The following is a 24,795-nucleotide window of genomic DNA, read 5'->3' on the forward strand; positions in this document are numbered from 1 at the left end:
CACTGAAACTTTACCGAACTTGTGATCCTCACATCAATCGGGCATTTGTGCGGCGCGGACGCCAGAGCGCGGCGCCCGCAGCCGGCAAGGAATGAGGTCAAATGGTTGTATCGCTTTCGCGTCGCGGCGACGTTGAGCCGTTCCACGCCATGGACATTCTGGCGGAAGCGAATCGGCTGAAGGCAAAGGGCGTGCCGGTTGTTTCCATGGCCGTTGGCCAGCCGTCCGACCCGGCGCCGACCGGGGTCAGGCAAGCGGCGACGAACGCATTGAAGATGGGGCGCATCGGCTACACCGATGCATTGGGTCTTGCGGGCCTGCGCGAGGCGATCGCGCAGCACTATGCTGACCACTACGGGCTTGCCGTTTCACCCGGCCGGATCGCCGTCACCACCGGATCGTCGGCCGCCTTCAACCTGGCCTTTCTGGCAATGTTCGATCCAGGCGATCGTGTCGCCATCGCCGCGCCTGGCTATCCGGCCTATCGCAACATCTTGGCCGCGCTCGGTATCGAGATCGTCGAGATCGAGCTCAACGGTGATGCCTATCTCCACGCCGAACATCTGAAGGCCGCGCATCGCGAAAAGAAGCTGAAGGGCGTGTTGTTCGCCAGTCCGGCCAATCCGACCGGCGCGGTTATCCCCGCCGACGAGCTGTCGGCGCTGGTGACGACGGCGCAAGAGCTCGGCATCGCCGTGATCTCCGACGAGATCTATCACCGGCTGGCTTACGCTGCGCCGGACACCACGGCGCTTGCCTACGGCCAGGACGTGACGGTGATCAATTCCTTCTCGAAATATTACTGCATGACCGGTTGGCGGATCGGCTGGATGGTGCTGCCGCAACCATTGGTGCGGCCGGTCGAGCGGGTCGCCCAGAGTCTCTATATCTCACCGCCGGAACTGTCCCAGATCGCCGCGATCGAGGCATTCAAGGCGACCGGGGAATTGGAGGCGGTGAAGGCGCGCTATGCGTGGAATCGCGAGCTTTTGATGAAACGCCTGCCCGAACTCGGCTTTGCGCTGGCGGCACCGATGGACGGGGCGTTCTACGCCTTCTGCGATGTCACCAGGCACACCAACGACAGCATGGCCTTTGCGCGCAAGATGCTGGCCGAGGCGCATGTGGCGGCGACGCCCGGCCGCGATTTCGATCCGCTCCAAGGCCATCGAACCATGCGCTTTTCCTACGCCGGCAGCCACGATGAGATGGTCGAGGCGATGATGCGCCTCGAACGCTGGCTGAAGTAGCGCCATGCCGGAACTCGAACAGGCTTTGACTGAAATTGCCGCCGAAATGGCGGAGCGCACGGATCGCGGCGAAGTCGCGACCTATATTCCGCAACTCGGCAAAGTCGATCCGAAGAAGTTCGGCATTGCCGCCGTGACCAATGACGGTCGCGTGCTGATGGCTGGCGACGCCGATGAGCCGTTTTCGATCCAGAGCATTTCGAAGGTGTTCACGCTGACATTGGCGCTCGGCAATGTCGGCGACGCGCTGTGGCAGCGTGTCGGGCGCGAGCCTTCGGGCAACCCGTTCAACTCGATCGTCCAGCTCGAGCATGAGAACGGCATTCCGCGCAATCCGTTCATCAATGCCGGCGCCATCGTCATTTCCGACATTCTGCTCGCCGGCCATCAGCCGCGCGAGGCGATCGGCGAGATCCTGCGCTTCATCCAGTTCCTGGCCGACGACGAGACCATCATCATCGACCGCGAGGTCGCGGCTTCGGAACGCGCTGCCGGTTTTCGGAATTTGGCGCTTGCCAACTACATGAAATCCTTCGGCAATCTCAACCACGCGCCGGATCTGGCGCTGGGCGTCTATTTCCACCATTGCGCCATCGCGATGAGCTGCCGGCAACTGGCGTTGGCCGGTCGCTTCCTCGCCAACGGCGGCAAGAACCCGGCGACCGGCCATTCCGTGGTGTCAGCCGAGCGCGCCCGCCGCATCGGCGCGATGATGCTGACCTGCGGTCATTATGACGGCTCCGGCGATTTCGCCTTTCGCGTCGGCATCCCCGGCAAGAGCGGCGTCGGCGGCGGCATTCTGGCGATAGTGCCGGGCGTGGCCTCGCTCGCCGTATGGGCGCCCGGCCTCAACGCCAACGGCAATTCCAGGCTGGGGTCGATTGCGCTGGAAAGGCTGGCGAAGATGATGAACTGGTCGGTCTTCGCGCCATAAAGCTTGTGGCGCTTCAGATAAGAAGAATCCCGCGCTGTCGACAAGACAGCGCGGGATTCTTCGGTCAAAAGATCAGGCTAAACCACCGAAAAGCTTAGAAGAAGCCTTTCCGCTGCCACCAGCCGGCACGCTTCGGCTTTTCCTCGGTCTTTTCCTCTTCGGCAACGGTCGAAGACACGATCGGCTCAACCGGCGCATCTACCGGTACAGGCTTGCGTCGCGATGGGCGGACCGTCGGTCTTTCGTCGACGGTGGCCACGGCTGTTTCCTCCGGAACAGGTGCGGGAGCCTCGGCAGAGGTTTCCGGCTCGGCTACCGGCGTCTCGACGACGACGTCCGCCGCAGCCTTCTTCGGCTTGGCGGCGCGCCGCGGCTTCTTCGGCTTTTCGGCGCTCGGCATGTCGTCATTGGCCGGAGCAAGGTCCACAGGCTCTTCGACCGGCATTGCTGCTACCGGCTCGCTGGAGACGGTTACGCCCTCCAAGACTTCGCCTTCGGGGCCGTCAGCCGATTCTGCAGTGCCTGCATCGACCTCGCCTTCGCCGTCTTCACGGCGATTGCGCTTGCCGCCGCGCTTGCCGCGCCGGCGCTTCTTGCCCTGACCTTCATCCGGCCCCCGACGTTCATCAGGCTCTTGACTGTCATCCGACGCTTCCACCGCCTCGGTGACGCCGACCTGGTCCTCGTGGTCTGCTTCAGCGCCTTCATCGCTTGAGGCTTCGGAGACGCCATCGGCTGTGGCCGAGAGGGACGCGCCTTCCACGGGGGCGCCATGCTCGCGGTCGCGATCCTTGCCGCCGCGCCGTCTGCGGCGCTTGCGGCGCTTGCGGTCGCGGCCTTCGCCATCCTCGCTTGGCCTTGGCTGCTGCGGCTGCTGAGCTTGGCGCGGTTGCTCCGCTGGCGCAACGGCCTCGTCTTCCTCCTCCTCAATGACGGTTTCGTCGGCGGGCTCTTCCGGCTCGACATAGGCGGGCAAGGTGCGCACCTCGACGAAGCCTTCAGGCTTTTCAGCCAGCGCGCCGCGGAAGATCGCATAGTGCTGGGCACCGACCGTGTCGTCGGCTTCGACGGTGATGGTCAGGCCGAAGCGGCTTTCGAGTTCCACCAGCGTGCCGCGCTTGTGGTTGAGCACATAGAGCGCGGTCGCCGCCGGCGTCCGCACCGTGATGTGGCTGCGCGAATCCTTGAGGAGGAATTCCTCGATCGCCCGCACAACCATCAGCGCGACAGACGAATCGGACCGCACATGGCCGGTACCGCCGCAATGCGGGCAAGGCTTCATCGTCGATTCCAGCACGCTGGCACGGATGCGCTGGCGCGACATCTCCATCAGACCGAAATGCGAGATGCGGCCGACCTGGATGCGGGCGCGATCGTTCTTGAGGTGATCCTTCAGCCGCTTCTCGACGGAGCGGTTGTTGCGGTTCTCCTCCATGTCGATGAAGTCGATGACGATCAGGCCGGCGAGATCGCGCAGCCTCAGCTGCCGTGCGACTTCCTCGGCCGCTTCCAGATTGGTGTGAAGCGCTGTGTCCTCGATCGAGTGCTCCTTGGTGGAGCGGCCCGAATTGACGTCGATGGCGACCAGCGCCTCGGTCTGGTTGATGATGATGTAGCCGCCGCTCTTCAGCGTCACCTGCGGCTGCAGCATGCGGTCGAGCTGCGCCTCGATGCCATTGCGCACGAAGATCGGCGTCGTGTCGCGGAACGGCTGCACGACCTTGGCGTGGCTCGGCATCAGCATGCGCATGAAGTCCTTGGCCTCGCGATAGCCCTCTTCGCCGGAGACCAGGATCTCGTCGATGTCCTTGTTGTAGAGGTCGCGCACCGAGCGCTTGATCAGGCTGCCTTCTTCGTAGACCAGGGCAGGGGCCGTGGACTGCAGCGTCAGATTGCGGACGTTTTCCCAAAGCCGCATCAGATATTCGTAGTCGCGCTTGATCTCGGCTTTGGTACGGCTTTCGCCGGCTGTGCGGAGGATGACGCCCATGCCCTGCGGCACTTCGAGATCGGCGACGACCTCCTTCAGCCGCTTGCGGTCCTGTGCGTTGGTGATCTTGCGCGAGATGCCGCCGCCGCGCGCCGTGTTCGGCATCAGCACCGAATAGCGGCCGGCAAGCGACAGGTAGGTGGTGAGCGCAGCGCCCTTGTTGCCGCGCTCTTCTTTCACGACCTGCACCAGGAGGATCTGGCGGCGCTTGATCACTTCCTGGATCTTGTACTGGCGGCGCACCGGCTTGCGGCGGTTGCGCGCTTCTTCCAGCGCATCCTCGGCGCCGACCGATTCGACCTCATGGTCCTCCGGATGCGAGGACTGCACCTCTTCCAGCATGCCGCGATCATTGTCGGTGGACGTGGCTTCGCCGGCCGTCTCCGCCTGCGGCACGGCTTCGGAAATCACATCCGCTTCGATGCTGGCGGCGAGGGAATTTGGACCGCCTTCGGAAGGCCCAGTCTCGTTAGGGCTCGTCTCATTATGACTCGCCTCAGCATGACCGGCGACATCCTCGCCATGTTCCGAAGTATCGGACGGCGTGTCGACATTTTCCGAAACGGCATCGGCGTTATCCGCGACCGCATCCTCGCCGTGTTCGCCGCCCTCATTGGAACCGCTGTCATTGGACTCGACAGAATCGTCAGAATCGGCCGCACCTGCATCACGCTTGTGCTCGCCCCGGTCGCGGCTCTTGCCGCCGCGCCGGCGTCCACGCCGGCCGCGATCGCGGCTCTGGCGGTCGTCGCCTTCGCCATCCTCATCGTCCTCGTCTTCAGCCTCCTGCGCTTCTGCGCGCAGCAGCGCCTGACGGTCGGCGACCGGAATCTGGTAGTAGTCGGGATGAATTTCACTGAAGGCGAGGAAACCGTGACGGTTGCCGCCATATTCGACAAAGGCTGCCTGAAGCGAGGGTTCGACGCGCGTTACGCGGGCGAGGTAGATATTTCCTTTGAGCTGCTTCTTGTCCTGGGATTCAAAGTCGAATTCTTCAATACGGTTACCGCGAACGACGACAACACGTGTTTCCTCCGGGTGGGAGGCGTCTATCAGCATCTTGTTGGGCATTATTTCGTTTCCCCCCGGCAGCCGTCAGCCGCAGCTTGCGGGGCAACGCCCGCCGCTGTGAGTGTGGATGAACATGGGTGCCGGGCAATTGAATGTCCGCCGGCCGCTGCCTGAGCGCCATGGCGGTGCCGCCCGCAGCCATAATGGCGCGGTTTGCTGCGGACCTTTCCATGATTGCGCTTGAAGCCATCGTAACCAGCAGAACCTTTTTGAACCAAAGCCCGGGAAAACCGGACCAGCTTGTTTGCTCATACAGAGCCGGCGCGGGACAATCCCGGCCGTTTTCCTCACGCAGGCGCTTCCCCCGCCACGGGCTCGTACCTGCGAAATTCGTCGCGATCACCTGATACCTTTTTCGTCTGAAGCGAAAGGAGCTGTCGTTCATCTGAGCTGTAGCAGGAAGCTGCGGAGAAGGACGGTTCCAGGATTGCAGTGATCCACCATCGCTTTTATGATTTGGCGGGTTGGAAGGCAACCCCGATTTCCGATGCCGGCAAAAAGCAGTTCCGCAACGGAAGCACAGCTTAACCTTTGCATGAAAAGGCTTGGTTAACCTTCTCTGGATACCAATCGTTAATTGAGTTCGCGGCCTAACCGGCATTCGACAAGACGCCGACACTCCGACAAACAAGATTGGGCGCCTGGCGCCAAACCGGAGCGACTGGAAAGAGATGGGACTGGCAGTCTTCACGCACTGGAGTGGTCGCGCCGGAGGCACTTTCTTCTACTTCCGCGCTGCTTGTCTGCTGTTGGTGGTTGTCGCTTGCCTGGCATTTTCGCCGGTTTCCTTTGCTGCCGACGCACCGCTCGCGGTGACGAGCTACAAAATGGCGGGTGACGCCACCAAGATGCGCATCGTCATGAATTTCGATCGCGAACCCGACATCAAATGGTTTCTGCTGCGCGGCCCCCACCGTCTGGTCGTCGACCTGCCAAGCACGAAATTCGCCATCAATGCCAAGGATGTGAAGGCGCGCGGCCTGGTCAGGAGCGTGCGCTACGGCGATCTCGGCGAGGGGGTGTCGCGGCTGATTCTCACCGGCAAGGGCCCGTTCGCCGTCGACAGGCTCGACGTGCTCAAGAACGATGACAGCAGCGGCTACCGCATCGCTATCGACATGTCGGCGGCGTCCGTGCGGGAGTTCGACGCCGCTCTTGCCAATCAGGCGCTGACCACCGGCTCGACGGTCTCCTCCGACAAGGGTGGCAGGGTCGGCACCGGCCCGGTCTCCAATCCAGGCCATCGCTTCACCGTCGTCATCGATCCAGGCCATGGCGGCATCGACGGCGGCGCCGAGGGCCTGAACGGCACCGTCGAGAAGAACGTCACGCTCGCCTTCGCCACCGAATTGCGGGAAAGACTTGCCGCAGTCGGCAAATACGACGTGTTCATGACGCGCGAGACAGATCAATTCCTGCGGCTGGACGACCGCGTGCGCATAGCCCGCCAGCACGAGGCTGATCTGCTCATTTCGATCCACGCCGACACGATCAGGGTCAAGGGCCTTCGCGGCGCAACCGTCTACACGGTCTCCGACAAGGCTTCCGACCCGGAAGCGCAGGCGCTCGCCGACCGTGAAAACCTTTCCGACCAATTTGCCGGCATGGAAATCAAGGACGACAACAAGGAAGTGACCGACATCCTGATCGACCTGATTCGCCGCGAGACGCATAGTTTCTCGATGAGTTTCGCCCAGACTTTGGTCGGCCAGCTTTCCACCAGTGTCGGCCTCATCAACAATCCGCAGCGTTCGGCCAGCTTCAAAGTGTTGAAGGCGCCGGATGTCCCCTCCGTGCTGGTCGAACTCGGCTATCTGTCGAACGCCAAGGACGAGGCGCAACTGCTCAGCGCCGATTGGCGCGGCAAGGCGGCCCAGAGCATAACCAATGCGATCGCCCTGTTCGCTTCAACCAAGGCCGGAGCCGGAACCGGAGGCTGAGACGCCGGCCCTCGCCACAACCAGAGGCAGCGTTGCACGACGACAACACTTTGCACTTATATTTTGGCCATTCGAAGCCGAAATTCCAGGCTGCCGCATTTTGCCCACATGGTGGCGACATGGGTTTCGATTACCGGTCGGGATCGTCTCGAAAGCTTGCGCGAAAGGCGGCTTCGTTTAGGAAATTCCCGAACCAAGGACTGGAGCGGGCATGATTCGTCTCATTGGCTATTTCTTCGGCATCGGCACGGCGCTGGCCCTTTTGGTCGCGGCGGGCGTGGCGATCTATATCAGCCATTTGTCGAAGGATCTGCCCGACTACGAGGTGCTGGCCAAGTATGAACCGCCAGTGACGACCCGCATCCATGCATCCGACGGTGCGCTGATGGCCGAATATGCGCGCGAGCGGCGCCTGTATTTGCCGATCCAGGCGGTGCCGGATCGTGTCAAGGCGGCCTTCCTGTCTGCCGAGGACAAGAATTTCTACAATCACCCCGGCATCGACGTGACCGGTCTTGGCCGCGCAGTCATGGTCAATCTGCAGAATTTCGGCTCGGGCAAGCGCCAGGTCGGCGCCTCGACGATCACCCAGCAGGTGGCGAAAAACTTCCTGTTGTCCTCGGACCAGACCTACGAGCGCAAGATCAAGGAGATGATCCTCGCCTTCCGCATAGAGCAGGCCTATTCGAAGGATCGTATTCTCGAGCTCTACCTTAACGAGATTTTCTTCGGGCTCGGCGCTTATGGCGTCGCCGGCGCAGCGCTCACTTATTTCGACAAGGCGGTGAATGAGCTCACCGTGGCGGAGGCGGCCTATCTGGCGGCTTTGCCGAAGGGTCCCTCCAACTATCACCCCTTCAAGTATGCCGATCGCGCCATCGAGCGCCGCAACTGGGTCATCGACCAGATGGTCGACAACGGCTACGTCACGCAGGAGGAAGGCGCCAAGGCCAAGGCCGAGCCGCTCGGCGTCAAGCCACGCCGCTCCGGCACCTATCTGTTCGCCGGCGAATACTTCACCGAGGAAGTGCGTCGCCAGATCAGCGCGCGCTACGGCGAGAATGCGCTCTACGAGGGCGGCCTGTCCGTCCGTACGACGCTCGATCCCAAGATGCAGCTCATCGCCCGTAAAGCCATGCAGAACGGCCTGATGAAGTTCGATACGCTGCGCGGCTATCGCGGGCCGGTGAAGACCATCAGCGTATCCGGCGACTGGGGCGTGCCTTTGAGCGAAGTCAAGGGACTGGACGACGTGCCCGAATGGTCGCTCGCCGTCGTGCTCGACAGCTCGGAGAGCGGCCTGTCCATCGGCCTTCGGCCGACCCGGCAGATCTCGGGCGAACTCGTCAAGGATCGCATCGAAGGCACCGTCAGCCGCGACGACATGAGCTTCGCCATGCGCCATGTGGTCGACGGCAAGACCGTCAGGGCCAAATCGCCGGCGGACGTGCTGAAGCCGGGCGACGTTATCTTCGTGCAGAAGAAAGAGGGTACGGACGGGGCCTATATCCTGCGCCAGGCCCCCGAAGTGGAAGGTGGCATGATCGCCATGGATCCGCATACCGGCCGTGTTCTGGCCATGGTCGGCGGGTTCTCCTACTCGCAATCCGAATTCAACCGTGCCACGCAGGCCATGCGGCAGCCGGGTTCGTCGTTCAAGCCGATCGTCTATTCGGCCGCCCTCGACAATGGCTATACGCCGGCTTCGGTGATCATGGACGGCCCGATCACCATCAAGAGCGGCAACACGACCTGGACGCCGAAGAACTACGATGGAAGGACAGCTGGCCCGGCGACCTTGCGGTCCGGCATCGAGAGGTCGCGCAATCTGATGACTGTGCGGCTGGCCAACGACATGGGCATGAAGCTGGTCGCCGAATATGCCGAGCGCTTCGGCGTCTATGACCGTCTGGCGCCATATCTGCCGATGGCGCTGGGTTCGGGCGAGACCACCGTCATGCGCATGGTGTCGGCTTATTCGATCATGGCCAACGGTGGCAAGTCGATCAAGCCGACGCTGATCGACCGCATCCAGGATCGCTACGGCAAGACGGTGTACAGGCAGGACGAACGCGGCTGCGAAAATTGCAACGCCGCCGAATGGCAGAACCAGCCTGAGCCGGAACTGATCGACAATTCCGAGCAGGTGCTCGATCCGATGACTGCCTATCAGATCACCTCGATGATGGAGGGCGTCGTCGAGCGCGGTACCGGCGCCACGGTCGCCGAACTCGGCCGCCACATCGCCGGCAAGACCGGAACGACAAACGACGAGAAGGATACCTGGTTCATCGGCTATACGCCCAATCTCGTTGTCGGGCTCTACATGGGCTACGATCAGCCGAAAGGTCTTGGCAAGGGCGCGACCGGCGGCGGCCTCGCCGCGCCGATCTTCAAGGACTTCATGCGCGTGGCACTGGACGGCACGCCCAATGTCGATTTCCAGGTTCCCGAAGGCATGAAGCTGATCGCCATCAATCGCAAGACCGGCATGGCTGCCAACCCAGGCGACCCTGGCGCCTTTATCGAAGCTTTCAAGCCGGGCACCGGCCCCGCCGACAGCTATTGGGTGATCGGCATGGGTGCGGACGGCTCCAACGCCTCCGGCGGCGCGCTGTCGCCACAGGCCAACCAAGCCATCCAGTCCGGCGGCGGCGGGTTATATTGACATAGGACATGGTGTTCTGGGCCGGCTTTCAAGCCGGCCCATTTCGCTTTACAGGTGGCGGTGCCGTCCCTATGTATCGCGCCAACCCAGCTCTGTTTTAGCAACAGCGCCCCATTTCAGCACAGGACAAAACGACTAGCCATGCGCTCGGAAACGCAGAACATTGTCGACGAAATCAGGCAGGCGATAACCCTGCTGAGGAGGCATCTTTGACTGGGATCAAGCCTTAAAGCGGCTTGAGTACCTGAATGTGCGTGCCGAGGATTCCAGTCTCTGGAACGAACCGCTGGAGGCACAGAAGCTGATGCGTGAGCGCCAGGGCCTCGAGGAAGGCATCGCCGCGGTCAAAGGCCTCACCCAGGCGCTGGAGGACAATATCGGCCTGATCGAGCTTGGCGAGGAAGAGGGCGACGAGAGCGTCGTCGCCGAGGCGGAAGCGGCGATCCGCTCGATGCGCGGCGAAGCAAAGGCCCGCCAGATCGAGACGCTGCTTTCGGGCGAGGCGGATGCCAACGACAGTTATCTCGAAGTCCATGCCGGCGCCGGCGGCACCGAAAGCCAGGACTGGGCCTCGATGCTTCTGCGCATGTACACGCGTTGGGCCGAGCGGCGGCGCTTCAAGGTCGAGGTGCTCGAAGTGCATGACGGCGAAGAGGCCGGCATCAAGTCCGCCACACTGCTGATCAAGGGCCACAATGCCTATGGTTGGCTGAAGACGGAATCCGGCGTTCACCGTCTCGTGCGTATTTCGCCCTACGACAGCAATGCGCGCCGCCACACGTCCTTTGCCAGCGTTTGGGTCTATCCCGTGATCGACGATACGATCGAGATCGACGTTTCCGAATCGGATGTCCGCATCGACACCTATCGTTCGTCCGGATCGGGGGGTCAGCACGTCAACACCACCGATTCGGCGGTCCGCATCACTCATCTCGCCACCGGCATCGCGGTCGCCTGCCAGGCCGAGCGCTCCCAGCACAAGAACAAGGCGAAGGCCTGGGAGATGTTGCGCTCGCGGCTCTACGAGGAAGAGCTGAAGAAGCGCGAGGCGGTGGCGAACGCCACCGAAGCGTCGAAGAGCGATATCGGCTGGGGCCACCAGATCCGCTCCTACGTTCTGCAGCCGTATCAGCTGGTGAAGGATCTTCGCACAGGCGTCGAGAGCACAAGCCCGTCGAGCGTGCTGGATGGCGACCTCGACGATTTTATGGAGGCGTCGCTGTCGCAGCGCATCGAGGGCGGCGCCGGCGAAGTGGTGGCCGATATCGACTGAAGCTCCTACGCCCCAAGCAGCAGGAACATCACGCTAGAGTAACAGGCTCTCATTCTAATTGAGCGGTCGCTTTACGGCTTTGTTTTTTCATCCAATTTTCCACAACGACTTCTTCCTTCGGGCTAGATGTTGCAAGCCTGCCGGCGCCTAGCCCGGAACCACTGCGAGCTGAATCTCGTTATCTGCGATCCCATCTGCCGGGGTTTATGAAGTCACTCTCGTCAACCCCGGCAGGCTGGTTCCGGCTGCAGATGTCGGCGCTCGTTTTGCACAGCAATTTCTTGCGCCAACAAAGGAATCAGCCCAGCATCTAAGGCTAGGGGGAAAAAGCATTTATGGCCGGACGCGGCGTATCTGCGACCTGACGATCCGGCCACTGGGAAGACACGTTCTGGGAACGGGCAAGCGAAACGCTTGATAACTCGGTGATAGGAACTGCGCCCATGCCCGCTCTCAACACTCGATCGGCCTCAGCCGTCCAGACGGCGCGCCGCCTCCTGAATTCAATCATTGCGGTGGTGGCTCTGACGGCCGCCATCATTGCATCTGCAGCGCCGGCTTTGGCGCACGACGCCACGCCGACTGCAGCGAAGCCGCAAGGCTGGAGTTACCCATTCTCCTGTTGTTCTGGTTATGATTGCCGCGCGGTCTCGCAGACGTCGATCAGCGAGCGTCCGGAGGGCTATGTCATCAAGGGGACAGGTGAGGTCGTGGCCTACAGCGATGCACGGATCAAGAATTCGCCCGATGGCGAATATCACTGGTGCTCGGTCGCCGGCGCCAACGACGGAAAGACCATCTGCCTGTTCGTGCCACCGTCTTCGTTTTAATGCTTGTCGCCCAAAAGCTTGCCGAAGGGCCTGAGCCATGGTCTGACCCGGGATGCGCAGCGGTTTTGGGATAGCGACAGGCATCAAAAAGATTGAAGCGCGCCACGCCTCCCCCGCAGGCACCTGCTGACAGGCAGTTGTCGGGAACGTCTCTCTATGTTTGTCTTGCCGTGCGGGCGGCAGGCAATCGTGAGGGAGGCGTTCATGACCATAAAGGCAAGCTGCCACTGCAGGGCGACGACGTTCGAAGTTTCGGAAGCGCCGCAAACCGTAACGCAATGCACCTGCTCCTTCTGTTCGAAACGCGGCTCGTTGTGGGCCTATTACACGCCGTGGCAATTCAAGCTCACCAGCTCGCTCAAGAATGTTTCTTTCTACCAATGGGGCTCGAAAACGGTAAAACACGGTTTCTGCGCCACCTGCGGCTGCGGCACCTTCACCGAAACGCCGGACTGGTCGACCGGCAAGCCGGATTTCGACAACCCGAAGATCAGCGTGAACTCGCGTCTGTTCGACGATTTCGACCTCGGCCAGGTCGAGGTCGTTGTCATCGACGGCAAAAATCTCTGGTAACCGATAATCTCTGGTAGCCGATCAAAATCGCGCAATATTGCGGCCGTGGAATTCACCCGGGAAAAGCCATAGGCAGCCGCTTTTCCCGTTCCGCTTTTCGCCGCATTTCATGTTACAACGACCCCGGAAGGGCTGATATGGCGCGCCGTCGGCGCGACGCTTGGAGAGGGACTACCCGATGAAAAAGACTGTGCTCGTCGCCGTGGCGACGGCTGTGCTCGTGAGTGCCTGCACCACAACCGATCCGTACACCGGAGAGCAGAAAGTTTCCAACACTGCGGCCGGCGCCGGTATCGGCGCGCTGGCTGGTGCGGGGCTCGGCCTGCTTGCCGGCGGCAACGATCGCCGTAATGCACTGATCGGCGCTGGCGTCGGCGCGCTCGCCGGCGGCGCCATCGGCGCCACGATGGACCAGAACGAGGCCGAACTGCGCCGGCAGCTTCAGGGCTCCGGCGTCAGCGTCACCCGCACCGGCGACCAGATCATCCTCAACATGCCGTCCGACATCACCTTCAACGTCGACCAGGACGCGGTGAAGCCCGGCTTCTATCAAGTGCTGAATTCGGTCGCACTTGTGCTGAACAAGTTCCGGCAGACCACCGTCGACGTGTTCGGCCACACCGACTCGACCGGTGGCGACGAACACAATTTCGACCTGTCGCAGCGCCGCGCGCTGGCCGTTGCCAACTATCTGTCCGGGCAGGGCGTCGATTCCCGCCGCTTCGCCGTCACCGGCTTCGGCAAGACGCGTCCGATCGCTTCCAATGCGACGGCCGCCGGCCGTGCTCAGAACCGCCGCGTCGAGATCCAGCTTTCACCGCTCACCTGAGTTGGACCATGAACCCGGACCTTCGGGTTCGGAAAAGATCATGTTCAGATACGAACCCGGCATGGAACATGAAGACGGCCCCGCAAGGGGCCGTTTCCGTTTAGGTATTCTGGATCTAAAGGCGGACTGGTATCTGATCAAACCTTGGCGACGATGCGCATGAAGGCGGGCATATCGTCGCCGAATCCGACGGTCGCGTCATTGTCTTCCTGGCGATGGCGGGCAGGGCGATTGCCGTCGCGCTGCGGCCTGGTGTCGCCACGTTCCGGCGCACGCTGTTCGTTGCGATTGCGATCGGGCGAAGCCTTACGTTCGGGCGAAGCTTGGCGCTCGCTATTTTCCGAGCGGATCGCTTCCTTGCGCGCGCGTCGCTCACCGGCATCGGCGACTGCGGCCTCGGCCGCCACTGGCTGTTCCTCGCGCGCCACAGCCGGTGCTGCAGCTTCGCTTTGTTTGGCGTGGCGTTCGCGTGGCTTGCGTTCGCCCCTGTCCTTGCGGTCATCGTCCTTGCGGCCGGCGCGGCGCGGGACGCCGCGGCCACGGCGGGGAGCATCGTCCTCTCCGCCCTCGCTGGCGACGACCGTCGACAGATCGCCGTCATGCCACTCGATCTTGTTGCCGATCAGCCGTTCGATCGCGTCGATGTATTTGGTGTCGGACTTGGTGGCGATGGTGAAGGATTTGCCCGAGCGTCCGGCGCGGCCGGTGCGGCCGATGCGGTGGACATAATCCTCGGCATGGATCGGCACGTCGTAATTGAAGACGTGGCTGACATCGGGGATGTCGAGGCCGCGCGCCGCAACGTCCGACGCAACGAGGTAGCGCAGTTTGCCGTCACGGAAATTGGCCAGCATCTGCATGCGCGCGCGCTGGTCCATGTCGCCATGCAGCGCGCCGGCGTCGAAATCATATTTCAGCAGTGAGCGGAAAAGCTCCGAGACCTCGATCTTGCGGTTGCAGAAGATGATGGCGTTCTTCAGCTCCGCATCCTCGGCCCTTATCAGATTGCGCAGCGTCTCGCGCTTGTCCCAGGGTTTCGAGCCGGATTTCACCAGCCGCTGGATGATGTTTGTGGCGGCGGACGCGGCCTTCGAAACCTCGACGCGCACCGGCGCGTGCAGGAATTTCTCGGTGAGCTTGGTGATCTCAGGCGGCATCGTCGCCGAGAAGAACAGCGTCTGCCTCGTGAACGGGATCATCTCGCAGATGCGCTCGATGTCGGGAATGAAGCCCATATCGAGCATGCGATCGGCCTCATCGATGACCAGGATCTCGACGCCGTTGAGCAGAAGCTTTCCGCGCTCGCGGTGGTCGAGCAGGCGGCCGGGCGTCGCGATCAGCACGTCGGCGCCGCGCTCCAGCTTCTTGTCCTGCTCATCGAACGACACGCCGCCGATCAGCAGCGCGATGTTGAGCTTGTGGTTCTTGCCGTATCTGATGAAATTCTCTTCGACCTGCGCGGCAAGCTCGCGCGTCGGCTCGAGGATCAGCGTGCGCGGCATGCGGGCGCGGGCCCGGCCCTTTTCAAGCCGGGTCAGCATCGGCAGCACGAACGAGGCCGTCTTGCCGGTGCCGGTCTGGGCGATGCCCAAAATGTCCTTGCCGAGCAAGGCGTGCGGTATGGCGCCGGCCTGGATCGGCGTCGGTTCGGTGTAACCGGCATCGGTGACTGCGGAAAGGACCTTCGGCGACAGGCCGAGGTCTGTGAAGGTCAACGCTTCTTGAGCGATCTGGGCGTCTGAGGACAAGTTTGGCTGTCTTTGGCTGGTTCGGGGGCGCAACATAAGCAGTCGCGGCAAGCGCCGCGCGCCTGCAAGATTGGTATTGCAGGTAGGCGCAAGCCCACGATTTGTCAACAGAAACGGGCGGGGAATGGTGTGATTGTGAAGTCGTAACCTTAATCGCGGTTCTTAATCGAGCTGCCCGTCGCTGTGCCGGCTCAGTAACGGAACTGTTCGGCAAGAATACGCTCGTTCCACGAGTGGCTCGGATCGAACAGCAGCGTCGCCGTCACCGTTGGCGATTCTCGCACCGTCACCGAGGTTACGACCTTCACTTCGGTGTGGTCGGCGGCGGCGTTCACCGGCCGCTTTTCCGCCTCCAGAATGTCGAAACGAACCGTCGCCTTGTTGGAAAGCAGCGCGCCGCGCCAGCGGCGCGGGCGAAACGGACTGACCGGGGTCAGCGCCAGCAGCGGCGCGTCGAGCGGCAGGATCGGCCCGTGCGCGGACAGATTGTAGGCGGTCGAGCCGGCCGGCGTCGCGATCATCACGCCATCGCAGTTCAATTCCTCGAGCCGCACTTGCCCGTCGACTGTGATCCGGATCTTGGCCGTCTGGTAGGACTGGCGCCACAGCGCAACCTCATTGATCGCCAGCGCTGAAATCGTTTCGCCCTCTGCCGTCACCGCCTGCATCTCCAGCGGACGGATCGTTTCGGCAACGGCCGCCGCGATGCGCCCCGTCAAACCGCTGGCGCGATACTCGTTCATCAGAAAGCCAATGGTGCCACGGTTCATGCCGTAGACTTTTTTTCCCGTGCTCATCGTGTCGCGCAAGGTCTGCAACAGGAATCCGTCACCGCCGAGGGCGACGACGATCTCTGCATCCTCGATGGACGTCTGGCCATAGCGCTCCGAAAGGCTCTCCAGCGCCGCCTTGGCGTCGGCGGTGTCGGACGAGACGAAGGCGAAACGGCTGGCGGCTTTGCTCATGGCTCCCCATTGGCGATGTGGATGGCGCTCGGTTGGTGGCGACCGGTTGCTTGGGCCGCGCCAGCGCCGGGTTAGCATGGGGCGGCAAATCTGCAAAGGGAGGCATGGGCTGCCCCAGACACCGCGCCGGGAAGAGCGCTGGTCAGGCGCTCGCGCATCGTATCGGGTGACAAGCGAATGTGATGGTTAAGACGGGGATTAAACTCTCGTAAAGCCCGATCGATCATGTTAGCCGGCAGTGGATGGGCGGCGTGGGGGCCAGCCAGTCGGACCGATCTATTGCCCGTAACACGCCTGATTATCATCGTCCTGATGCTGGGAAGTTTTGCTCTTGCCTTTGCCCAACTGGTGCGCCAGTCGGAAGAGACGAGTTTGAGACCCCAACCCACGGCTTCACGCTGCGGCGATGCCGCCGGCACGCCGTGCCCGCAAAGGGCGTTGTGAATTCGTCAAGCACTTCTCGCGATGCGATACACCGGTGCTTATCGCGCCTGCAGCAGATGACAGCCGGCCTGCCGCTTTTGTGCGAGATACTCGTCGATAAGCTGGTGGTAGCGTACCTTGCCGAAGCTCGGGAAGTGACCGCCATGCACGACCGCGACATCGAGCTCGCGCATCCGTAGCAGCGTTTCGACATAGTCGTCGACGGCGGAATGATAGACATCGTCGATCAGCGGGCCGTCATAGACGATGTCGCCGGAAAGCAGGATGCCGGTCTTCCTCTCGTAGAGCGTGATGCCGCCGGGCGAATGACCCGGGGTGTGGATTACCTCGAAGGCACGGTCGCCGAGATCGACGACATCGCCTTGCCCGAGCAAGCGATCGGCCGGCGCCGGCAGGATCCGGTAGCGCGCCGCGTCCCAGCCTAGCGGCATTCCATCGAACATTGCGTCGGTAGCGTAGCGGTCGGCAATCGTCCATTCATTGCGCGGATCGGCGAGGATTTCTGCCTCGGCCCGATGCACGCAGCGGTCCGGAAATTCGTGATGGCAGCCGATATGGTCGAAATGCGTGTGGCTGGCAACGCAAATGATCCTTCGCTCCGTCACCAGCGGCACGTGACGCCGCAGGCTGAAATGGCCGAGGCCGGTGTCGAACAGGAGATCGCCGTCGCGACCGCGCACATGCCAGATGTTGCAGCGGAAGAACGGCTTGATCCACGGCTCGTGGATCAGCGTCACGCCATCGCCCATGCGGATGGTTTCATACCAATTCGGAGCGTCGATGACCGGAAGCGCGCCCATGGCTCAACTCGCCAGAAGGATGATGTCGCCAGCGTCGCACGAAACCGCAACGATGTCGCCTGGCTGGACGGCCGCAGCGGCGGCAACCTTGGCGATGAAGTGCAGCGCCGGGTCCTGCGCAGAAACGGCGAGCACGCGCTTGAAGCTGCCTTGAAACACAACGTCGCTCACCTTGGCCGTGCCGAGCCCTACAGCGCCGCCGGCCGCGCCGAGAGCAAGGTGTTCCGGACGGACGGCGAGGGCGACAGTCGTCCCGGCCGGCAATGCGCCGGTCAGCGAAAGCGGTCCGACCTGCGTAGCGACAGTGACTGTTCCGTCCTTAGCCGCCGTCACCGCTCCAGATATCAGCGTGCTTTCGCCCATGAAGGTCGCGGAAAAGCGCGTCGCCGGCCGCGCATAGACGCGCTCTGGCGGCCCTTCGTCCTCGATGCGCCCATCATTCATCACCACGCAATGGTCGGCCAGTGCCATTGCCTCTTCCTGGTCGTGGGTGACATGGATGAAGGCGGTGCCGACCCGCTTCTGGATCGCTTTTAGCTCGTCCTGCATCTGCCGGCGCAATTTGAGGTCGAGCGCGCCGAGCGGCTCATCGAGCAGCAGCACGGCCGGCTCGACCACCAGGGCGCGGGCCAATGCGACGCGCTGCCGCTGGCCGCCGGAAAGCTGGTGCGGCTTCTTGTCGAAAGCGGTGGCCAGCCCGACCAGCGCCAGTGCCTCGCGCGCCCGCGCGTTCCGCGTCGCGGCATCGATGCCTTGCATGCGCAGGCCGAAGCCGACATTGCCGCCGACGCTCATATGCGGAAACAGCGCATAGTCCTGGAACACCGTGGTCGTCGGGCGTTTGGCAGGTGGCACGGCGGTGCAGTCCTCGCCGCGAATCAGCACTTTGCCTTCGCTCGGCGTGACGAAGCCGCCGAGAATGGACAGCAGCGTCGTCTTGCCCGAGCCCGACGGCCCGAGCAGGATCGTGTAGCTGCCCGGCTCGATTTGCAGCGACACGTTCTTCAGCACGGTCTGCTGACCGAAGCGATGCGAGACAGAGCATATATCGACCAGCGGCGCGGTCATGCCGGCTTTCTCCGCAACAGCATCAGTTCGAACATCACCACCAGCACGATGGAGACGGCGAAGACCAGCGAGCCGACGGCGTTGGTCTTGGGATTGAGGCCTGAGCGCAGCAGGTTCCAGATCTCGACCGGCAGCGTCGTGTCGAAACGCGTCAGCAGGAAGGAAATCACGAATTCGTCCCAGGAGAAGGTCATCGACAGGAAGAAACCGGCGAAGATCGCCGGCGCCATCACCGGCACTGTGATCAGCAGCAGCACCTTCCACTCGGGCGCGCCGAGGTCGCGCGCGGCGCGCTCGATGTTGATCTGGTGGTCGCCCATTTGGCTGTAGATGATGGCAAAGCACAGCGGCAGGTTGATCACGACATGGCCGGTGCCGGCGGCAAGCAGCGATTTTGGCACGCCGGCCCAGTTGAACAGCACCAGCAGTCCCATGCCGATGATGAGATAGCTCACCGTCAGCGGCAGCGTGATCAGCCCGCGCAGCAGGCCTGAGCCGGGCAGGACGAAGCGTGCAAAACCCCAGGCGGAGAGGAAACCCAGCGTGACGGCGACAGCTGAGGAGATGGCTGTGACTAGAAGCGAATTGACCAGCGCCGAAGTCAGCCGGGTGTCGGCGAGCACGGCGTCGTACCAGCGCAGCGACGGCCCGGTGAAGGGCGGGATCGGAAACGACGTCGCCTGCAGCGAAAACAGCACCAGCACGACCACCGGCAGGAAAATGAAGCCATAGATGGCTATGGCGTAGAGGCCGGACAGGATGCGAATGGCTTTGGCCACAGTGGAGGAGCGCATGGTCAGGCCCGCTCGATCTTCAGCCAGCGGGCGCAGGCGAGATAGGCAATGGTAACCACGGCCATCAGAATGATCGACAGCGCCGAGGCGAGCGGAAAGTCGCCGCGCCGGCCGATCTGCATCATCACCAGCTGCGGCATCAAAAGTTCGTTGTTGCCGCCGAGGATCTGCGGTGTGATGTAGTCGCCGATGCACAGCACGAAGGTGAGAAAAGCGCCAACCATGATGCCGGGCAACGTCAGCGGCAGGACGACATGCAGGAACGTGCGCACCGGCCCGGCGCCGAGATCGGCGGCAGCTTTGCGGTAGCTGGGACTGAGCTGCTTCAGATTGGCGAAGATCGTCAGCGTCAAAAGCATGACGAAGAAATGGACGAAGCCGATGATCGTGGCCAGCCGTGTGTTGGCCAGTTGCACCGGTTCCGCAAACAGGCCTGAGCCGGTCAGCGCGCGGTTGATCACGCCGTTCTGCGCCAGCACCAGCAGCCAGGAGTAGGAGCGCACGACATAGGAAGTCCAGAACGGCAGCACCGCCAGCATCAGCGCCAGCCGCTGCCAGCGCGCCGGCACCTGTTCGGCCAGGATCCAGGCGAAGGGGTAGGCGAGCAGCACCGAGATCAGGGTGACGATGGCGGTGACCTGCAGCGAGTTCACCATAGCCTGCCAATAGGCCGGATTGTTGAAGAACTGGCTGTAGTTTGACAGGGTGAAGCCGCCGCCATCATGCGCCGTCAGGCTGGAAAGCGCCATGGCCAGGAAAGGCAGCACGAAGAACAGCAGCGTCCAGCCGAGCGCCGGCGTGACCAGCGCCCAGGGCAGGGCACGTCCACTGTCCGTGGCAGAGTTCATGACCGGCGACCGGTCATTGCGCCTGCAGCATTTCGGTCCAGACGTCCTGCATCTTCTTGTCGAGATCGGCATTCGGCGCCGGATAGGGCTGGGCGCGGGCCAGGAAATCCGGCTGCTCGTCGAAGCGCAGGATCTTCTTCTGCTCATCGGTCAGAGCCGCCTTGGTATTCGCCGGCATGCCCCAATAGCAGGCCGAGGTGGAGAGCCGCGCCTGGCCTTCAGGGCTCATGATGTACTGGATGAATTTCAGCGCCATATCCTTGTTTTTGGAATCCTTGAACATCGCCAGCGACTGCGACCACAGCACAGCACCTTCTTTCGGGATTGAGAAATCGAGGGCAGGGTTCTCCTTGGCCAGCCCGGCCGTCACCCATTCGCCGCCGCCGACCAGAATGTCGACCTCGCCGGTTGCCAGCGCGGTCTGGCTGGCAGTCACCTCGCCGACCAGCTTGGCGTTGGCCTTCATCTTCAGCAGCTCTTCCTTGATGGCGGGAAGGTCGGCTTCGGTCAGCTCGGCGGTCTTCTTGCCGATCGCCAGTGCGGCCATGCCAATGACCGGCAGATAGTAGTCGTAGATGGCGATCTTGCCCTTGTACTTATCGCTGGTCAGCGCAGCCATCGACTGCATGTCGGCCGGATCGACCCTGGTCTTGTTGTAGCCGATCGTGTTGTAGCCGAATTTTTCGGTGATGGCGTAGCGCTTGCCGTCTACCACGGTGGAGCTGTCCATCTTCACCTGGGGAAAGAGGTCGGCCAGCGGCAGTTTGTCTTCCGGCAACGGCTCGAACAGGCTTTTTTCGACGCCGCGCGGTACGTCGATGCTGTCGATCACCATCACATCCCAGTCGCCCGGCTGCGACTGTTCGACGATGGCCATGCCGGCGCCGGTGCCTTCGAACTCCTTGACATTGACCTTGACACCGTTGGCCTCCTCGAAGGGCTGCAGCAGCGCCGGATCAGCGTGATCGCACCAGATCAGGGCGTTGAGATCCGCAGCCTGAGCGAAGCTGCCCGTCACCAGCAGCAGTGCTGTCGCGGCACACGCGGCGTGAAAACGGCTCTTCAGGACGGAAAGCGGGTTCTTGGTAGTTGGATTCGTAGCCTTCAGATTGATGGACATCGAGTGTTCTCCCTTGCCTTTTGGCTTCTGGCAAAAAATTGAACCAATTCTAAAATTGAGTCAATTCTGTTTTTATGGCAAATAGCCGATATGAGCGGATTGCGGGCAAGGCAAAAGGCGGATCGGCACCGCCGCATCATCGAGGCGGCCGCGGAGCTTTTCCGCGATGCCGGCTACGAAGGCGCCAAGATCGAGACCATCGCCGCGCAGGCCGAGGTCTCGGTCGGCACGATCTACAATTACTACCAGAACAAGGGCGACATTCTTGGCGCCATCGTCTCGATGGAGGTCAACGAGGTGCTCAATGCCGGGCAGGGGGTCGTCGCCAATCCGCCGGCCAATGTCGGCGATGCGCTCGATACGCTGCTCGGCATCTATATCGAGCATTCGCTGCATTATCTCAGCAAGGAGATGTGGCGGCAGGCGATGGCGATCTCGACGCAACTGCCCGACAGCCCGTTCGGCCAGGCTTATACCGCGCTTGACCGGGCACTGACCGAGCAGATCCGCGCGCTGATCGCGAGGCTACAGGCGCTCGGCCTGGTGCGCCGCGATATCGACGGGCAGGCCTTGGGCGAGCTGGTGTTTAACAACATGAACATGATGTTCATCGAGTTCGTGAAGCGTGATGAGGCGAGGATCGCCGAATTGCGCGCCGCAATACGAAGGCAGAACCGGATATTGGTGGCGGCGATTGCGGTTTGAGGCGGGTAACCGTCTCAGGACCGGTCAGGAAGAACGGATTTCTGGCCAAAGGACACCGGTTCATACCAGTGGTTTGTAATACCAATCGTGTTTATTCTGGATACGGTGTGAACTTCGGCGGTTCTTGGCGTGCCGATGAGCCAAATGCTCGCGGGCGGTGCACTAGCAGCGCCCATAGCCTCTTTTGTACTGACCGGGATTTGGGTCGCCTACGTCTACAAGTCAGTCAGGGTGAGGAACACGTTCACCAAGACGGTCGCATCTGGTCAAGTCGCGAGTGTGTCATAGAGGCGATAAGGCGCCTGCCACTCAGGCGCTGACTTCCCATCAACATTTAGCACGATCGGCAATTCTACCGGGCATGCTTAGGTGGCCGCGCACGGGGAAACGGCACGACGGTCAATGGCGCCTTGCGGAATTCCGCGATGGCTATTTCCTCGATCAGGGAATCCAGCGCCTCGCTGACGCGCTGGCTCGTTTCGTCCATGCCGCAGAGCCGGTTTTGGGCACACTCCAAGAGCTCGCGCGCAGCGGCGAAGTCGCTTCGCATGACATCACCCATTTGGTTTTAACCCGCCGCCCTGACATTGTCGACGCGCCAAATTGAGCGATTGCTAATATACACAGGGGCATTTTAATCGAATGGCATTAGAATGGCCGGCGAGCAGGAGATGCCGGCCGGCCAGCATCGCCCTGTTGCATCAGGTTGGTTCGACTGAATTTTTCAGATGCCCCGGACGCTATCTGGAGAGGTTTGGGCTTTGCGTTGCAGAACGCAAAGATTAGTCCTGATACGATCTTGGCCGGCTTAGAAATTCTCTCGCGGCGGCGATTTGGCGTCGATGCTCGCGCAGGAAGGTCAGGCTGAAACAGATCGAGAAGGCCAGTCCTGAAAGGACTATAGTTGCTTGCGAGGTCGGATCGGGATCGGGAATCATCAGGAAGCGGAAACCGAACGCCAACGCGAGGGCAACAAGGCTGCCATACATGCCACCAATAAAGGGGGCGATCGTGCGTTTCTGCTCCAACAGAGACTCCTATGGTTTCCACTAGGGAATATAAGCGTTGGAACTGATATGCTACGGTCCCAACCTGTGGAAATCGGGGAAAGCAGATATCGACCGCCTGAAGCAACGCGCGCCCGCCGATGCCGTTGTGCCGTCGCGCAATGCCGTGCAGCGCCCTTATGGACACGGGTTGGGTTGTACGCACCTTCCAACGGCGGGGAAAGGGCAAAGGCGCCAGCCGCTATGTTCCCGTCATCAACGTTCTGGAATTGGCAACCCAAGGCAAATTTCCGCACCGGCCCACGATACCGGGCCAGTTGATGAGCAGGATGAACCGGCCCACGCCAATGGGCCATCAGCGGCCCACGACGCCAGAGAGGGCGAGAAAAGAGACATACGGGCACAGGATGGCGAGGGACAAGTTTGCCGAGATGCTTCGCCAACTCGGCGTGAACGATGAGGGTGAAATCGAATTTCGCCGTGTTCTAGTCGATTTCTGGACTGGCAAAGATGAGGAGGAATCGAGAGGTGGTGCCGATACCCCGACGAGTTGAACGACAATCTCCCTCGCGAAAATGATGACAACAACGCCGTTCGCTCTCTGCATTGGAAGGAAGCAGCATGAAGGCCAGACATAGCGACAGAAGGGAGCATCAATGGCAGCAACCGTACCCAGCGACAGCGACCGACCATTCCGCGGTAAGCGCCTATCGTGGCGCGAATTCTACACCCTGCGGCCAGACCTCGAGCCGGTGAATGACAATGCCGATCAAGACTCTCTGCGCCGCCTCGGTGCGCCGGGCACGTCGTCTGATGTCTCCTCGAGTATCTCGCGCCCGTAGCGGTAAACGAGATAGCCGATTAGCCCTAACAGCAGCAACCTGAACATCGATCGGTCTCCTTCTCTGGAGACAATCAACGCGGTCCGTCAATGACGGTTCCGCCATGACGCGGGGGCCGGGTCACATCTCTAGCGCAACGCCTTTTTTAAAAACCGCTCCGGGCCCATCGCGCACATTTTTCCAATTGAAAATATGGGGTCACACAACGGCCAGACCGCGCGTACCTTTAGAAAAAGCCAGCATGACGGGCTATTCGCTTAAGCATCCTGAGTGTTCCCGGACGGGCAGCAATCAACCACCAGAATATGCCGACCCGATTGGGGATCCGCTCTATTTGGTTAGATCCAGAGCAAGAGGCCTGGTGGGAGTTTGCGGATTCCTTGCCATGGTTGAACCGATCGCACAGGGGCATTCTCTCGATTGCCTCCCTTCTGGCCGGGCGATTTGACAGGCGGCGATCTCGGGACCAGTCGCATGAAATTGTTACGGCTTTGCCTCGGCTCAGTGGGTGCCACGCCCGCCGATTTTGCAAACTGGAGTGGTCACCGCCGCTCGAGGACGATGATGATGACGAGGCGGCGGCGTTCTTCAGGTAGGGGCTGTCCATATGCCGCTGCCCGACCACAGGAGCGGTTCCGCAAGTCAGCGCTAACGATCGGCAAGATGCTGGCCATGGGTCATCAGGCGACCATTCTTTGCGCGACAACAGGTTGCCATCATCAGAGCCGGCCTACTCTGGTGGCGCTTGGCCACCGCATTGGACAACCTACAGACAGCTCACAAATAGAGCCCGTTCCATCCCGATGGCATCGGGATGGAACTCCATCGCTTTGTTTGAGCATGATCTTTCCCGAAAACCGGGCTCCCGCCTTTTGCTACGCTGACCTTCGGTTCGGGAAGATGGCTTTGAGGTGCTGTTTATCCAGTCCTTGTTTGGCCACGACAGCCCCTCGCGGGATGTTATTTCTCCGCGTAGGTCCTTCAGGTCACATAGAATGAGGCTGCCGTAAGCGACAGACCTGGAGAAAGGGTAGCGAACTGTGTTTGAGACGCACCGCCGATCCCGTCACTGTCGAAAGAGAGCGCTCCGGTCGAG

Annotated in this window: 19 protein-coding genes; 9 read left to right on the plus strand and 10 right to left on the minus strand. The window is 61.7% G+C overall.

The window, feature by feature from the left end:
• Positions 1-101: 101 nt before the first annotated feature.
• Together ACWTU7_RS07220 and ACWTU7_RS07225 are read left to right on the plus strand one after the other, a co-directional pair.
• Positions 102-1,250, plus strand: a complete 1,149-nt coding sequence (locus tag ACWTU7_RS07220; RefSeq protein ID WP_455838279.1) for a pyridoxal phosphate-dependent aminotransferase — start codon at positions 102-104, stop codon at positions 1,248-1,250.
• Positions 1,251-1,254: 4 nt separating this feature from the next.
• Positions 1,255-2,184, plus strand: coding sequence for a glutaminase (locus tag ACWTU7_RS07225; protein WP_455838280.1), 930 nt, complete (start codon positions 1,255-1,257; stop codon positions 2,182-2,184).
• Positions 2,185-2,278: 94 nt separating this feature from the next.
• On the opposite strand, the gene ACWTU7_RS07230 is transcribed toward ACWTU7_RS07225, so the two are convergent.
• Entirely contained in the window at positions 2,279-5,245 is a 2,967-nt protein-coding gene (locus ACWTU7_RS07230; RefSeq protein WP_455838281.1) for an Rne/Rng family ribonuclease, read from the minus strand.
• A gap of 671 nt (positions 5,246-5,916) precedes the next feature.
• On the opposite strand from ACWTU7_RS07230, the gene ACWTU7_RS07235 reads away from it, so the two are divergent.
• The 6 genes from ACWTU7_RS07235 (at position 5,917) to ACWTU7_RS07260 (ending at position 13,358) form a co-directional block, all read left to right on the plus strand.
• On the plus strand, positions 5,917-7,185 hold the full coding sequence (locus ACWTU7_RS07235) for an N-acetylmuramoyl-L-alanine amidase (protein ID WP_455838282.1): 1,269 nt from the start codon (positions 5,917-5,919) through the stop codon (positions 7,183-7,185).
• Positions 7,186-7,396: 211 nt separating this feature from the next.
• The gene (locus ACWTU7_RS07240) at positions 7,397-9,853 is read left to right on the plus strand and encodes a penicillin-binding protein 1A (protein ID WP_455838283.1); all 2,457 of its coding nucleotides are present in this window, start codon (positions 7,397-7,399) and stop codon (positions 9,851-9,853) included.
• A 141-nt stretch (positions 9,854-9,994) separates the two neighbouring features.
• Positions 9,995-11,126, plus strand: a protein-coding gene (gene prfB / locus ACWTU7_RS07245; protein ID WP_127211857.1) for a peptide chain release factor 2 whose coding sequence is annotated in 2 segments (ribosomal slippage) — positions 9,995-10,060 and positions 10,062-11,126 — 1,131 coding nt in all. Because the reading frame shifts where the segments join, the coding sequence is not laid out codon by codon here.
• Positions 11,127-11,569: 443 nt separating this feature from the next.
• Positions 11,570-11,956, plus strand: coding sequence for a hypothetical protein (locus tag ACWTU7_RS07250; protein WP_455838284.1), 387 nt, complete (start codon positions 11,570-11,572; stop codon positions 11,954-11,956).
• 204 nt (positions 11,957-12,160) lie between these two features.
• Positions 12,161-12,529 carry a GFA family protein gene (locus ACWTU7_RS07255; RefSeq protein WP_455838285.1) on the plus strand — a complete coding sequence of 123 codons (369 nt, stop codon included), beginning with the start codon at positions 12,161-12,163 and terminating at the stop codon, positions 12,527-12,529.
• 178 nt (positions 12,530-12,707) lie between these two features.
• Complete coding sequence (locus tag ACWTU7_RS07260; protein WP_065008303.1) at positions 12,708-13,358, plus strand: OmpA family protein; 651 nt, start codon at positions 12,708-12,710, stop codon at positions 13,356-13,358.
• A 137-nt stretch (positions 13,359-13,495) separates the two neighbouring features.
• Here ACWTU7_RS07260 and ACWTU7_RS07265 read toward each other — a convergent pair whose 3' ends face one another.
• The 7 genes from ACWTU7_RS07265 to ACWTU7_RS07295 form a co-directional block, all read right to left on the minus strand.
• Positions 13,496-15,106, minus strand: a complete 1,611-nt coding sequence (locus tag ACWTU7_RS07265; protein ID WP_455838286.1) for a DEAD/DEAH box helicase — start codon at positions 15,104-15,106, stop codon at positions 13,496-13,498.
• A gap of 191 nt (positions 15,107-15,297) precedes the next feature.
• Positions 15,298-16,071 carry an NAD kinase gene (locus ACWTU7_RS07270; protein ID WP_455838287.1) on the minus strand — a complete coding sequence of 258 codons (774 nt, stop codon included), beginning with the start codon at positions 16,069-16,071 and terminating at the stop codon, positions 15,298-15,300.
• A gap of 482 nt (positions 16,072-16,553) precedes the next feature.
• The gene (locus tag ACWTU7_RS07275; RefSeq protein WP_455838288.1) at positions 16,554-17,315 is read right to left on the minus strand and encodes an MBL fold metallo-hydrolase; all 762 of its coding nucleotides are present in this window, start codon (positions 17,313-17,315) and stop codon (positions 16,554-16,556) included.
• 3 nt (positions 17,316-17,318) lie between these two features.
• A complete protein-coding gene (locus ACWTU7_RS07280; RefSeq protein WP_455838289.1) occupies positions 17,319-18,383 on the minus strand; it encodes an ABC transporter ATP-binding protein in 1,065 nt (354 codons plus the stop codon).
• On the minus strand, positions 18,380-19,177 hold the full coding sequence (locus tag ACWTU7_RS07285; protein WP_455838290.1) for an ABC transporter permease: 798 nt from the start codon (positions 19,175-19,177) through the stop codon (positions 18,380-18,382). Before ACWTU7_RS07285 ends, ACWTU7_RS07280 begins: the two co-directional genes overlap by 4 nt.
• A 2-nt stretch (positions 19,178-19,179) precedes the next feature.
• A complete protein-coding gene (locus ACWTU7_RS07290; RefSeq protein WP_455838291.1) occupies positions 19,180-20,025 on the minus strand; it encodes an ABC transporter permease in 846 nt (281 codons plus the stop codon).
• A gap of 13 nt (positions 20,026-20,038) precedes the next feature.
• A complete protein-coding gene (locus ACWTU7_RS07295; RefSeq protein WP_455838292.1) occupies positions 20,039-21,145 on the minus strand; it encodes a polyamine ABC transporter substrate-binding protein in 1,107 nt (368 codons plus the stop codon).
• A 90-nt stretch (positions 21,146-21,235) separates the two neighbouring features.
• On the opposite strand from ACWTU7_RS07295, the gene ACWTU7_RS07300 reads away from it, so the two are divergent.
• The gene (locus ACWTU7_RS07300; protein WP_095521567.1) at positions 21,236-21,850 is read left to right on the plus strand and encodes a TetR/AcrR family transcriptional regulator; all 615 of its coding nucleotides are present in this window, start codon (positions 21,236-21,238) and stop codon (positions 21,848-21,850) included.
• Between the two features lie 352 nt (positions 21,851-22,202).
• Here ACWTU7_RS07300 and ACWTU7_RS07305 read toward each other — a convergent pair whose 3' ends face one another.
• Together ACWTU7_RS07305 and ACWTU7_RS07310 are read right to left on the minus strand one after the other, a co-directional pair.
• Entirely contained in the window at positions 22,203-22,412 is a 210-nt protein-coding gene (locus ACWTU7_RS07305; protein WP_348640689.1) for a hypothetical protein, read from the minus strand.
• A 220-nt stretch (positions 22,413-22,632) separates the two neighbouring features.
• Positions 22,633-22,878 (minus strand): hypothetical protein, encoded by a 246-nt coding sequence (locus ACWTU7_RS07310; protein ID WP_127210427.1) that lies wholly within the window; start codon positions 22,876-22,878, stop codon positions 22,633-22,635.
• Positions 22,879-24,795 lie beyond the last annotated feature (1,917 nt).

Source organism: Mesorhizobium sp. BHscii, from assembly GCF_053848065.1.